Source organism: Streptomyces sp. NPDC079020 (assembly GCF_044542225.1).
Taxonomy (GTDB): domain Bacteria; phylum Actinomycetota; class Actinomycetes; order Streptomycetales; family Streptomycetaceae; genus Streptomyces.
Window position 1 is genome coordinate 260,594 of the sequence record NZ_JBITUB010000002.1, and the last position, 12,418, is coordinate 273,011.

Annotated in this window: 8 protein-coding genes and 1 tRNA gene; 1 reads left to right on the forward strand and 8 read right to left on the reverse strand. The window is 69.3% G+C overall.

The window, feature by feature from the left end:
• Positions 1-194 precede the first annotated feature (194 nt).
• The 6 genes from thrB to ACIGJO_RS05165 form a co-directional block, all read right to left on the reverse strand.
• Complete coding sequence (thrB, locus tag ACIGJO_RS05140) at positions 195-1,112, reverse strand: homoserine kinase (protein WP_399952285.1); 918 nt, start codon at positions 1,110-1,112, stop codon at positions 195-197.
• A 343-nt stretch (positions 1,113-1,455) separates the two neighbouring features.
• Positions 1,456-2,526 carry a threonine synthase gene (gene thrC, locus ACIGJO_RS05145; protein WP_399952288.1) on the reverse strand — a complete coding sequence of 357 codons (1,071 nt, stop codon included), beginning with the start codon at positions 2,524-2,526 and terminating at the stop codon, positions 1,456-1,458.
• A 6-nt stretch (positions 2,527-2,532) separates the two neighbouring features.
• A complete protein-coding gene (locus ACIGJO_RS05150; protein ID WP_399952291.1) occupies positions 2,533-3,834 on the reverse strand; it encodes a homoserine dehydrogenase in 1,302 nt (433 codons plus the stop codon).
• 96 nt (positions 3,835-3,930) lie between these two features.
• On the reverse strand, positions 3,931-5,322 hold the full coding sequence (gene lysA, locus ACIGJO_RS05155) for a diaminopimelate decarboxylase (protein ID WP_399952293.1): 1,392 nt from the start codon (positions 5,320-5,322) through the stop codon (positions 3,931-3,933).
• A gap of 21 nt (positions 5,323-5,343) precedes the next feature.
• Positions 5,344-6,432 carry an ArgS-related anticodon-binding protein NrtL gene (gene nrtL / locus ACIGJO_RS05160; RefSeq protein WP_399952296.1) on the reverse strand — a complete coding sequence of 363 codons (1,089 nt, stop codon included), beginning with the start codon at positions 6,430-6,432 and terminating at the stop codon, positions 5,344-5,346.
• 55 nt (positions 6,433-6,487) lie between these two features.
• A complete protein-coding gene (locus ACIGJO_RS05165) occupies positions 6,488-6,922 on the reverse strand; it encodes a response regulator transcription factor (protein WP_399952299.1) in 435 nt (144 codons plus the stop codon).
• 336 nt (positions 6,923-7,258) lie between these two features.
• Between ACIGJO_RS05165 and ACIGJO_RS05170 the strand changes: the two genes are divergently transcribed.
• Positions 7,259-7,330: transfer RNA gene (locus ACIGJO_RS05170), tRNA-Arg, on the forward strand.
• Positions 7,331-7,498: 168 nt separating this feature from the next.
• Here ACIGJO_RS05170 and ACIGJO_RS05175 read toward each other — a convergent pair.
• Positions 7,499-9,022, reverse strand: a complete 1,524-nt coding sequence (locus ACIGJO_RS05175) for an HNH endonuclease (protein WP_399952302.1) — start codon at positions 9,020-9,022, stop codon at positions 7,499-7,501.
• 169 nt (positions 9,023-9,191) lie between these two features.
• Positions 9,192-12,239: an AAA domain-containing protein gene (locus tag ACIGJO_RS05180; protein WP_399952305.1), complete on the reverse strand. Its 3,048-nt coding sequence runs from the start codon at positions 12,237-12,239 to the stop codon at positions 9,192-9,194.
• Positions 12,240-12,418: the final 179 nt, after the last annotated feature.

Sequence of the window (12,418 nt, forward strand, 5' to 3'; positions counted from 1 at the left end):
TCGTGCCGGTTCCGGAGCGTGCACGAAACTGCTCAGGCAGGCTGCTCAGGCAGTTGGGGAGGCTCCCGGAAGAATGGTGGTCCCGGAGGGGGACACGAAGCAACGCGCCACAAAGACGTCGGTTGCAGACTTGAGGTTAACACTACCGGCTCCAACAAACATTCCCCCTCTCACTCACCGGCAATCACATGCGGCTACGGGGCGAGCGGCAGAACGCTCGCGCCCGCGGCGTCGAGTGCGAGCCTGTTCGCGGCCCACCCCTCGCCCGCCAGTCGAGCGACCTTGTCGGCCGAACCCTCCTCCGTCAGCGCGAGGACCGTGGGTCCCGCGCCGGAGATGACCGCGGGGACGCCGTCGGCGCGCAGCCGGTTCACCAGCTCCAGGCTCTCCGGCATCGCGGGTCCGCGGTATTCCTGGTGGATACGGTCCTCGGTGGCGGCGAGCAGCAGCTCCGGTCGCTGGGTGAGCGCCGCTACGAGCAGGGCCGCGCGCCCGGCGTTGGCCGCGGCGTCGACATGCGGGACGGTGCGCGGCAGCAGGCCGCGCGCGGTCTCGGTGAGCACCGGCCGGCCGGGCACGAAGACCACCGGAATGATGGAATCCGCAGGGTCCATCCTGAGCGCCCTGGCCGCTCCGCCATCCATCCAGGCGAGTGTGAAGCCGCCGAGCAGACAGGCCGCGACATTGTCCGGGTGGCCCTCTATCTCGGTGGCCAGCTCCAGCAGGGCCGCGTCGTCGAGACGGGCGTCACCGCCCGTCGTCACGGCGCGGGCCGCGACGATCCCGGCGCAGATGGCGGCGGAGGAGGAGCCGAGGCCCCGTCCGTGCGGGATGCGGTTGGCACAGACGATTTCGAGGCCGCGGGGCTGTCCGCCGAGCAGGTCGAAGGCGGTGCGCAGGGAGCGCACGAGGAGGTGGCTCTCGTCGCGGGGGAGCGTCTGCGCGCCCTCGCCCGCGATGTCGATGTGCAGCCCGGAGTCGGCGACCCGGACGACGACATCGTCGTACAGCCCCAGCGACAGCCCGAGGGCGTCGAAACCCGGGCCCAGATTGGCGCTGGTCGCGGGGACGCGCACCCGGACGGCGGCAGCTCGGAACGCGGGACCGGCCATCGGTTGGACGACTCCTTGTAAGACAGCGGGGATTCGGTGCGGTGTGGCTCTGCGGCGGTGGGGGCGGTGGTGACTGAGGGATCGCGGCTGCGGGGAGACGGACTCCCGGCCCTCCGGAAACCTCTGTCGCCCAACCGACGGCAACGGCGCCGGCCGCACCGCGGCACATGCGGCGGGGCGGTTGCATACAGCTTATCGAAGGAAGGTTCTGTCGCGACATAGGGCGCACAGGAGGCGCACGATGCGTGTCGCACGCCTCCTATGCGCTCTCCGCCCCGAAAAGAGGCGGTTGAGCTGCTTTTCTCCGTACCCGGTCGCGAAGAGTCACGAGGGGCGCGAAGGGTTACGCCAGGCCGAGCTTCTCGGCCGCGGCGGCCGCGTCGACCGGGACGGTGACCGGCTGCGGGGCACCCGCGACGGCCCAGTCGGGGTCCTTGAGGCCGTTGCCCGTGACCGTGCAGACGATCTTCTGGCCGGGGTCGACCTTGCCCTCTTCGGCGGCCTTGAGCAGACCGGCGACGGACGCGGCCGAGGCCGGCTCGACGAAGACGCCCTCCTGCGAGGCCAACAGCCGGTACGCGGACAGGATCTGCCGGTCCGTCACCTCGTCGATGAAACCGCCCGATTCGTCCCGCGCGGCCAGGGCGTACTGCCAGGAGGCCGGGTTGCCGATCCGGATCGCGGTGGCGATCGTGGAGGGGTCCTTGACGATCTCGCCGCGGACGATCGGCGCGGAGCCGGAGGCCTGGAAGCCCCACATGCGCGGTGCGCGCGTGGAGACCCGGTCGGCCGCGTACTCCGTGTACCCCTTCCAGTACGCGGTGATGTTGCCCGCGTTGCCGACCGGCAGCACATGGATGTCCGGAGCGTCGCCGAGCGCGTCGACGATCTCGAACGCGGCGGTCTTCTGGCCCTCGATACGGACCGGGTTGACCGAATTGACCAGCGCCACCGGGTAGTTGTCCGAGAGCGAGCGGGCCAGGGTCAGACAGTCGTCGAAGTTGCCGTCGACCTGGAGGATCCTGGCGCCGTGGACGAGCGCCTGGCCCATCTTGCCGAGCGCGATCTTGCCCTGCGGCACGAGGACGGCACAGACCATTCCGGCCCGCACCGCGTACGCGGCGGCGGAGGCGGAGGTGTTGCCGGTGGAGGCGCAGATGACGGCCTGCGCGCCCTCCTCCTTGGCCCGGGTGATGGCCATGGTCATCCCGCGGTCCTTGAACGAACCGGTGGGGTTGGCGCCCTCGACCTTGAGATGCACCTCGCAGCCCGTGCGCTCGGAGAGGACCTGCGCCGGAACGAGCGGCGTACCGCCCTCACGAAGCGTGACGACGGGTGTCGTGCTCGTGACCGGAAGCCGGTCCCGGTACTCCTCGATGATGCCGCGCCACTGGTGGGTGCCCTTGCTGGTCATGGGTCCTTACTCCCCTTCAACACGCATGATGCTGGCGACACCGCGCACGGTGTCGAGCTTGCGCAGCGCTTCGACGGTCCCGGAGAGGGCGGCGTCGGGCGCGCGGTGGGTGACGACGACGAGGGAGGCCTCGCCGCCTCCGTCCTGACGGCCCTGCTGGCGCACCGTGTCGATCGATACGCCCTGCTCGGCGAAGACCGTCGCGACCTGGGCGAGTACGCCAGGTTTGTCGGCCACGTCGAGGCTGATGTGGTAGCGCGTGACGACGTCGCCCATCGGGCTGACGGGCAGGCGCGTGTAGGCGGACTCACCGGGGCCGGGGGCCTCGTTGAGCTTGTTGCGGCAGACGGCGACCAGGTCACCCAGGACCGCGGACGCGGTGGGCGCGCCACCGGCGCCGGGGCCGTAGAACATCAGCTGCCCGGCCGCCTCCGCCTCGACGAAGACCGCGTTGTACGCCTCGCGGACGGAGGCCAGCGGGTGGCTGAGCGGGATCATCGCGGGGTGCACGCGGGCGGTGACCGACTGCCCGTCGGCGGCGCGCTCGCAGATGGCGAGCAGCTTGACCGTGCAGCCCATGCGGCGCGCGGAGGCGATGTCGCCGGCGGTGACCTCGGTGATGCCCTCGCGGTGCACATCGCCGATGCGTACGCGGGTGTGGAAGGCGATACCGGCGAGGATCGCGGCCTTCGCGGCGGCGTCGAAGCCCTCCACGTCGGCGGTCGGGTCGGCCTCGGCGTACCCGAGGGCGGTGGCCTCGTCGAGCGCCTCGGAGTAACCGGCTCCGCTCGTGTCCATCCGGTCGAGGATGAAGTTGGTGGTGCCGTTCACGATGCCGAGCACCCGGTTGACCTTGTCACCGGCGAGGGACTCGCGCAGCGGCCGTACGAGGGGGATGGCGCCGGCCACGGCCGCCTCGTAGTAGAGGTCGCGGCCGTGCTTCTCGGCGGCGGCGTGCAGCGCGGCACCGTCCTCGGCGAGCAGGGCCTTGTTGGCGGAGACGACGCTCGCACCGTGCTCGAACGCGGTCGTGATGAGGGTACGGGCCGGCTCGATGCCCCCGATGACCTCTATGACGACGTCGATGTCGCCCCGTTTCACGAGTGCGGTGGCATCCGTGGTGACCAGCGCGGGATCGACTCCCTCCCGCACCTTGGAGGGCCGGCGGACGGCGACACCGGCGAGCTCGACGGGCGCGCCGATGCGCGCGGCGAGGTCGTCGGCGTGCGTCGTCATGATGCGCGCCACCTCTGAGCCGACCACTCCACAGCCCAGCAGCGCCACCTTCAGCGGACGCGTACGCATCATCCGACCTCGTTTCTCATACATACTTAGGTGTGGACCAGTCTCACTCACCGGACGGGGGTTTCTGCCACTCGTCCGGATCCTGAGACGACTATTTCATCAGCCGACATCGAGACGCAGGAGATCTTCCTCCGTCTCGCGCCGGACGATCACTCGGGCCCCGCCGTCGCGCACGGCGACGACCGGCGGGCGCAGGGCGTGGTTGTAGTTGCTCGCCATGGAACGGCAGTACGCGCCGGTGGCGGGCACCGCGATCAGGTCTCCCGGCGCGAGGTCGGCCGGCAGGAACGCGTCCTTGACCACGATGTCCCCGCTCTCGCAGTGCTTGCCGACGACCCGGACCAGCATCGGCTCGGCGTCCGAGGTGCGCGAGACGAGCGCGACGCTGTACTCGGCGTCGTACAGCGCGGTGCGGATGTTGTCCGACATCCCGCCGTCGACACTGACGTACGTACGCAGCCCTTCGAGGGGCTTGATGGTGCCGACCTCGTAGAGCGTGAACGCGGTGGGCCCGACGATGGCGCGGCCCGGCTCGACCGAGATGCGCGGGGTGTTCAGGTTCGCGGCCTCGCACTCGCGGGTCACGATGTCACTGAGCGCCTTGGCGATCTCGTGCGGCTCGCGCGGGTCGTCCTCGGAGGTGTACGCGATGCCCAGCCCGCCGCCGAGGTCGATCTCGGGCAGCTCGACGCCGTGCTCGTCGCGCACCTCGGCGAGCAGCTGCACCACACGCCGGGCGGACACCTCGAAACCGGCCATGTCGAAGATCTGCGAACCGATGTGCGAGTGGATGCCGATCAGTTCGAGACCGTCCAGGGTCAGCGCCCGCCGCACCGCCTCGGCGGCCTGCCCGCCGGCCAGCGCGATGCCGAACTTCTGGTCCTCGTGCGCGGTGGCGATGAACTCATGGGTGTGCGCCTCGACGCCGACGGTGACCCGGATCTGGACGCGCTGGCGCACGCCCCGCTGCTGCGCGATATGGGCGACCCGGACGATCTCCTGGAAGGAGTCGAGCACGATGCGGCCCACGCCCGCCTCGACGGCCCGCTCGATCTCGGCGACGGTCTTGTTGTTGCCGTGGAAGGCGATCCGCTCGGCCGGCATCCCGGCGTCGAGCGCGGTGGCCAGCTCGCCGCCGGAGCAGACGTCGAGGTTGAGCCCCTCCTCCGTGAGCCAGCGCACGACGGCCCGCGACAGGAAGGCCTTCCCGGCGTAGAAGACATCCGCACCGGGCCCGAACGCGTCCGCCCAGGCGCGGCAGCGGGCGCGGAAGTCGCTCTCGTCGAGGAAGTACGCCGGGGTGCCGAACTCCTCGGCCAGGCGTGCCACGCCGATCCCGCCGACGGTGAGCGCACCGTCCTCGTCGCGAGAGACGGTACGGGACCAGACCTTCTCGTCCAGCACGTTCAGATCGGCGGCCGGGGCGGTGTAGTGCCCCTCCGTCAGGACGTCGGCGTGACGGGGTCCGGCGGGGTGTGCGGATCGGCTCATCGTGTTGCTCTCTCGGGTCTCTCAGAGGTGTTCGGGCGCGCTGATACCGAGCAGGGACAGGCCGCCTGCCAGCACCGTCCCGGCGGCTTCGGCGAGGGCCAGCCGGGAGCGATGGGCGGCCGAGGGTTTCTCGTCGCCGGCGGGGAGCGGCGGATGGGAGTCGTGGAAGTCGAAGAAGGCGTGGGCCACGGCTTCGAGGTGCCGGGCGAGCCGGTCCGGCGCGCGGTGGCGGGCGGCGGCGAGGAGAACACCGGGGTGGTCGGCGAGCAGGTCGAACAGGGCGTGGGTGTCGGGGTGGCGGGCGTCGGTGTTCGCGTCGTACGCCTCGTACGCGCCGCCGAAGCCGAGGAGCTCCGCGCCGCGTGTGAGGGCACGGGCCCGGGAGTGGGCGTACCGCACCAGGAAGAGCGGGTTGCTCCCGCTCTGGACGAGCAGGTCCGCTCCGAGCGGCGCCCGGTCGTGCCCGGCGGGCCGCAGCAGCCCCCACCGGAGGGCGTCGGGCCCGAGCCGCTCCAGCAGTTCCCCCGCCTCGGCTCCGGCGGGAACCGGCCGTACGGCGGTGAGCGGGGCGGGCGGAACCCCGTGGGCGTCGACGGTGACTCCCAGCCGCGCCCAGTCGGGGTCGGACGCCTCGTCGCAGCTGATCCGCACCCGGGCGCCCTGCGAGAGGACCAGCGCGCGCACCGCGTGGGCGCGGACGGCGGCCCGTACCTCACGCGCGTGCCGGAACTGGAGCACCTCCGCGCGGAGCGCGTCGCCGTGCCCGTACCGCGGCCCCCGCTCCAGCACCTCGCGCACCAGGGCGCGGCGGGCGGCGGTGTCGGTACCGGCGTCGAGGGTGAGGCTCAGGAACCCGGGCCCGGTGATGTCCACCCGCCCGATCCCGGGCTCGGCGGCGACCCGGTCCCGCAGGATGCGTGCGACCTCCAGTGCCGGCAGCGCGGCGGGCCCGGCGAGCTGGAGCGCGACGGCGCAGGCGTAGTCACCGCTGCCACCGGGCCGGGTCCTCTCCACCCGCACGCGTGCGGGCACGGGCGCGCACAGCGCATCCTCCTCGACCGCGCGGCGCACGGCGTGCAGCACGGTCCGGGAGAGGTCGGCGGGGGTCACGGGACAAGCGTATGGGAGACAGGGGGGCACTTCGCGACCCTGTTTCGCCATCCGGTCAGCCGGCGGCGCTCCCCGCCCGCCCCACGCCGTGCCGCCCGTCCAGCGGCGGCGGGTCCTCCCGGCGCACCAGCCGGTGCACGATCCGCACCAGCTCGCTCGGTTCGAACGGCTTCGCCAGGAAGACATCGACGCCGGCCGAGACCCCCGCGTCCACCTCGTACTGCGTGCAGGCGCTGATGATCGCGACGGGCAGATGGCTCGTCCGCGGATCGGCCCGCAGCCGCGCGGCGGTCTGCAGGCCGTCGAGCCGGGGCATCATGACGTCGAGCGTGATCGCGTCCGGGCAGACCTGGTGCACCAGATCCAGACACTCGACACCATCAGCCGCGGTCACGACCTCGAAGCCCTCCAGCTCGAGATTGACCCTGATCAACTGCCGGATGACCTTGTTGTCGTCGACAACAAGCACGCGACCGTACGCCCCTGACACGCTTCGAGGGTAGGTCGGCCGGAGGGGCTGCGTCCGGGTTTTGACCACTTCCGCCCCTGGAAGGGTGGCGAAGCACTCCGCCGACCGGGCCCCCGGCCGTGGCCGGAACACGCGGTAGGGACGGGCGGAACACAGCGCACGCGGTGCCGCGCCGGGTCGGAAACCGCACGTCGTGCGCGTCTCGCGCGCCGAGCGCACAACGCGGGCGCCCTCACGCGCGCCTCACGCGCGCCTCACGCGCGCCTCGCACCCGCGTCGCGCCCCGGAAATACCTGTTCACGGACACCCCGCGGAAGCTGGTAGTGTTTCACCCGTCGCAGAGCAACACCGCGATACGCCCCCGTAGCTCAGGGGATAGAGCATCGGCCTCCGGAGCCGGGTGCGCAGGTTCGAATCCTGCCGGGGGCACTTCGCAGGAAGTGCCGACAAGACCCCGCCACCAGCCTTCAGGCTGGAAGCGGGGTCTTTGCGTATGCGGTCACCATCTCCCCACCTCGGGGCACCGACGGTATTGCCGCTGGTGTGGCAACCCGTCCGTTGATGCTCTCCGGCTGCCACACCAGGCACGTTCTGCGGTCAGAGGCGTCCGCACAACCCTCGGTGATAGCGAAGGTACTTCTGCTCGATGACGTGGGCGGCATGCCGCTTGAGTTGATAGTCAACGTCTCCCGTCGAGTTCCGCCTCACCGCCCACTCCTCATCGATGTAGATGGCGAGCCTGTCGAACTCGACATGATGGTTGGGACAAAGGCACAGGAGATTGGACAGTTGATCGGGCCCGTGGTGAGGACTCCCCAGTCCCCGGATGTGGGCGGCCTCGCTGTAGTGGCTGTATCTGGTTTCCACGCGCGATCCGCACACCTGGCACTCGTTCTTGTACATCGTCTTGATGGATTCGACGAGCTGCTGGTTCCGCTCGAGCCGTGAATAGGTTCCCGGGCGGCGAGGCACTCTTCCTTCGCTGCCTCCACCGTCGGGAAGCTCACCGCTCGCACTCGTGTACCCCGCGAGACCGACGCGCTCCAGAATCTCCTCCCGGTCCACATCACCGAGGTAGCTGGAACAGATCAGACCGATGGCCTCGGCACGCGCCATCGAGCGACGAAGCACCTTGGCAGCGTCCCTTTTGAGGCCGGCGCTCGCACGCGCTGCGGTCAGTTTGGATGGCGTTGGCGTGGCGTGCCGATCCTCCAACCCCTCGACGTCCCACAGTCCACTGGAGCTCAGGTGCCAGAACGGGTACTCAGGGGTGACCCTCGAATCCGGGTGGCCGAAGTCCCGCAGCAGAGGCCCGACCTCGTCGCGGAACGTCTGCCACTCGACCATGCGGTCCTGCTCAGCGGCCAGACGGCCGATGGCCCACAGGAGAGTGATCGGCTTGTGACGTGAAGGACGCTGCTCCTTGGTGTGCATCTTCAAATTCGAGAGCGCGCGGAACACGTCGTCCCGGCTCAGTGTCGTGCCTCTGCCAGGAGGCGGATCGTTTCGCCCCGGCTGCACGGGCGCCGACCGATCGACCAAGCGCAGGCAACGGCGCCGCCCCTCGACACCCACCAGAGTCAGCGAGCGCAGCGTCTTGGGAAGCCGGAGTTCACTGAGAATGGGTTCCGCCGGTGTGTCGAACTCGACCACTTCTCCCAGCGCCATGATGTGCTCCCAGGTCTTCTGGTCCTCGTCCACACCCCAGACGGCCTTAGCAAGGGCCTGGTTGTGGAAGAGGCCGAGAATCCTCGCGCTGGCAACGAACTTCTTGTCCGCGTAGAACAAGACCTCGTCACCGACCCGGCGTCCGGCAATCGCGGCAGCTTTCCCGTCCTTCTTGGAAGGAGGCGTAGCCCCCCAAAGCCGCGCCGGGCCCGTCGGAAAGAGTTCCTTCAGCGCTTGAGCGTCAGCACCGAGAACGTGCTCGTAGTCCGCGAGCCGGACGCCCTCCCGCACCGAGTGCTTGAAGTGCTGCGGACCCCGCACACGCGGAGTTCCTCTTGGCTGGAGCACCCACTGGACTCCTGCCGAATCGAGGAGGGCAGCGCCGCCGACACCCGCTCCAGTCGATCCCTCGTCACCCGTCTCGGAGAGTCGCACATCGGTTTCTGTTTTCACGATCGCCAGGTTAACCAGGAGGACTGACAACGGGTTTGGCCGGGCCGCTTCAGGGTTGGCCGTCGGCCACGGGGCCGCCCAGCTCTGCTTCCATGGCCTGCGCGGCCACTCGCTCCGTCACAGCCCCCGTCAGGCGGCCACAGTCACACCCGGTCTCCACCGGCACCGTTCAATGTTTGGGGCGCAGCCAGCCCTGCTTTCCCTGCGGAATCACCTGTGCCGCATCCGTGTACCAAAGCGTGTTGTCGCCATCGAACCTGGCGTTCACCAGGCGCTTGGCCTCGTCCTTCTCCTGGTAGGAAACGTTCAGGTAGAGCCGTCCCCAGACCGTCGCCCCCACCTCGACGCCTTCGGACGCATCCGGGTTCCTCTTTCTCGTACCGCCCGAACCCTGGTCCCGGCGCGCGCCGCGCTCTCCCCGGTACACCGGGCTCTCCCTGCGCGCCTGGTCCATGACGCGTCGCGCCTGCGCACATGACTCGGCGTCCTCCAACCGCATCATGAGGTCGGTGGGCCCCAGGTTGCCCAGCAGGTTCAGCGAGCCGTGCCAGAGGACGGTGTCGTCCACGATGAATACCTTCTCGTGCATGCGCTCGCGATACTCAACCGTGCAGCCCGCCTCCTTGAGCTGATCCACCAGTCCGCGGTGGCGCTCGACCACCGAATCCTCCCGCTGCTCCTCGGGAGACCGGGTGTGGATCACCACTCTGACACCGGCAGCCGCTTTCTCCTCCAGGAGTGCCAGCCATCTCTTCACTCGAGGCACCGCCAGCAGGAACGTATAGATGTCGATGCTCTCCCTGGCACGTTCGATGTCCCAGCGCACCGCGCGATCGACCTGCTCAGCGGGGAAGAACGCGGGTCGGGTCAGCTCCTCGTCCGGCAGTGCCGCGAGTTCGGCCGCGCTTCTGATGGGGATGAGCTGGTCGACGGAGATGGACTGTGCGCGCGACTCCAGGTGGTCGAGCATTGTCCGTGCCTCGCTGCGCTGCGGAAGCTTTTTGCGGAGGAATGCCACGTCCGCAATGACGACAAGGTGGTCCTGAGCTCGGCTCAGGGCAACGTTCAGCAAGCGGCACGTCTCGGAGTCCAGGCCGGTTCCCCGGTAGAAATGACCGGGATAGTCGCCGGCTCCGGCCACGGTGTCGAGGATCACGACCGGTCGTTGGCTTCCCTGGAACCGGTGCACGGATTCCACCAGGCCGTCGTAGTCGGCGCCGAGCCGCTCGGTCAGGACACGTTTGAGGCCCTTGACCTGGTCCTTGTACGGGGCGATCACCGCCAGGCGGTCGGTCGCCCGCTCGCCCGGCGGGACGTTGTCCCACCTTCTCGGTGGCAGCACTCGGTCGTACTGGAGACCGCGTACGAGTTCGTGCACCGCGGCCTGATGGACGGGGTTCGTCCTGTGGTTGGGGCCGGGAACGCAGTGCCCCGACGTGTCGATCAGGATCACAGGTGCGTTGACAAGCGGACTGAAGGGAATGCGGCTCTCGTTGTCCCGGCCGGTGCGCAACGGTGCGTCCGGATAGGCCACAACGTTGACGAGATCACAGATCGGCTCACGCATGCGGTACTGGGTGCTGAGAGCGACGAGCCTCGGGTCCTGACGCACGGTTCCAGCGGCGGTGACCAGGCCCGCCGCGCGGAAGGCATCCGTGGCCGACCATCGGCGCGCGTGTTCCTTTTCCTCGTCACTTGCGCCCCGGTCGTCGGCAGCCTTGTTCACAGCCGGCAGCTGCCGGAAGTCGCCTGCCACCACAACGCGTTTACCAGCCAGACCGGCTACGTACCAGGCCATCGGCAAATTGATCATGCCTGCCTCGTCGATCACCACGACATCGGTGCGCTCCAGCAGGGAGCGGGACTGAGCGGCTTTCGCGACGGTGGCTCCGAGCACCCGGCAGTTGGCTCTCACAGCGTCGGAGATGCGCCGCAGCTCCTTCTCCGCCGCGTTGATCTGCTTCTGGAGTGCGTCGGTGCGTTCGGTCAGGGTTCGCAGCGGCTCAACACCGTCGAGCTTCGCGGTCTGATCGGTGATGTCTGCTCCGATACGGGAAATGTCCCGCGCAGCCTTGTCCTGTGCCGTCTTCGCCACGTCCCGGGCCTCAGTGGCCTGGGCTACCTGTTGGCTCGCTTGCCAAAGGTCGGTGCGTGCCGCATCGAGTTTGGCCTGTTTCCGGTCGGCGAAGAGTCCCGTCGGTGTGCCGATGCTCTGGACGCGCGCCCTCAACGCGGTCGTGGCCCCCTGTGCATCGCTCAGTTTCTCTGCAGCCGTCTGCTGTGCCGTACCCGCCGCTCCGTATGCCTTCCGAGCGATGGCCAGCCCCTCCTGCAGACTGCGCAGCCGTTCGTGGAGCGCGATACCGGCACGCGCGGTTGCCAGTGTGGAGCTGAGCCTCGTGAGGCTGCTCTGCAGATGGGCGGAGAGCCTCGCTGCCACCTGTTCGGGATCCACGTACGCGCCGTACCGCTCCCGGAGCGACTCGACGTCAATGCCGCCCGCCCGCTGCACCAGACCGGTGTCGAAGCCCTGCTCTCCGGAGAGCAGGTCGCAGATCCGTTCCAGTGCCTGATCGACAGCGACCTTGGTCGGAGCGAGGAAGAGCACGTTGAACCCCTGGCGGCTGCACCCCTCCACAATGTGCGCGACCACATCCGTCTTTCCTGTTCCGGGCGGGCCCCACAGGAACGTGACCTCACTGGCGAGGGCCTGTTCCACAGCCTGGCGTTGCGGTGGGTTGAGACGGAGCGAAGGCCAGTCGGCAACCCAACGCCCTGGGTCGGCTTCACGCCCCACCTTCGGGCTCCCCTGGCCGGTGATCCATCCGGCGCTCTCCGGCCGTACCGGGTGGTCGGCCTCGCCGACAGACGCGAGACGCTCCGCCAGCACCTTCCAGGTCTGGGATTCGTCCGCGCGCAGCTGCACCAGTCCCGGCGCATGCCCCAGGTCGGCCTCGGTGACGAAGCGGACTTTGTTGTCGGGAAGGCGGGTGACCTCGGCCGGTGTCCAGGGACCTTGCGATCGGGAGGGCCGCACCAGGAGGGGCATACCGTTCAGAGCCTCGGGCCAGCGCTTGAAGCTGAATTCGTACTCGTGCTGCGGCCCGGATACGGACAGCCTGCGCCCCTCACGCAGGGAAGCCTTGGGCTTGTTCCCCCCGTCGCTGCGCAGTTCCGCCGCGATCTCCAGCTGTGCGGCCCTCAGAAGTTCATCCACCGGTTTCGGACGCCCGGACCCTGCCATATCTGCTCCCCCGCACGCTCTCTGTCCCGCCATGGTCACCAGGGCTGGACGGAGGGCATCATTTTCCGGCCCCACTGAGTCCGACTCCTCCGAGACGCAGCAGGCCCCTCGCTTTCACCCGCCTCGGGACTCTACGATCGCGAATTGCGCGA

Coding starts and splice junctions, on each gene's coding strand:
- thrB (WP_399952285.1), bottom strand. CDS start 1,112: ATGGCCGGTCCCGCGTTCCGAGCTGCCGCCGTCCGGGTGCGCGTCCCC.
- ACIGJO_RS05150 (WP_399952291.1), bottom strand. CDS start 3,834: ATGATGCGTACGCGTCCGCTGAAGGTGGCGCTGCTGGGCTGTGGAGTG.
- lysA (WP_399952293.1), bottom strand. CDS start 5,322: ATGAGCCGATCCGCACACCCCGCCGGACCCCGTCACGCCGACGTCCTG.
- thrC (WP_399952288.1), bottom strand. CDS start 2,526: ATGACCAGCAAGGGCACCCACCAGTGGCGCGGCATCATCGAGGAGTAC.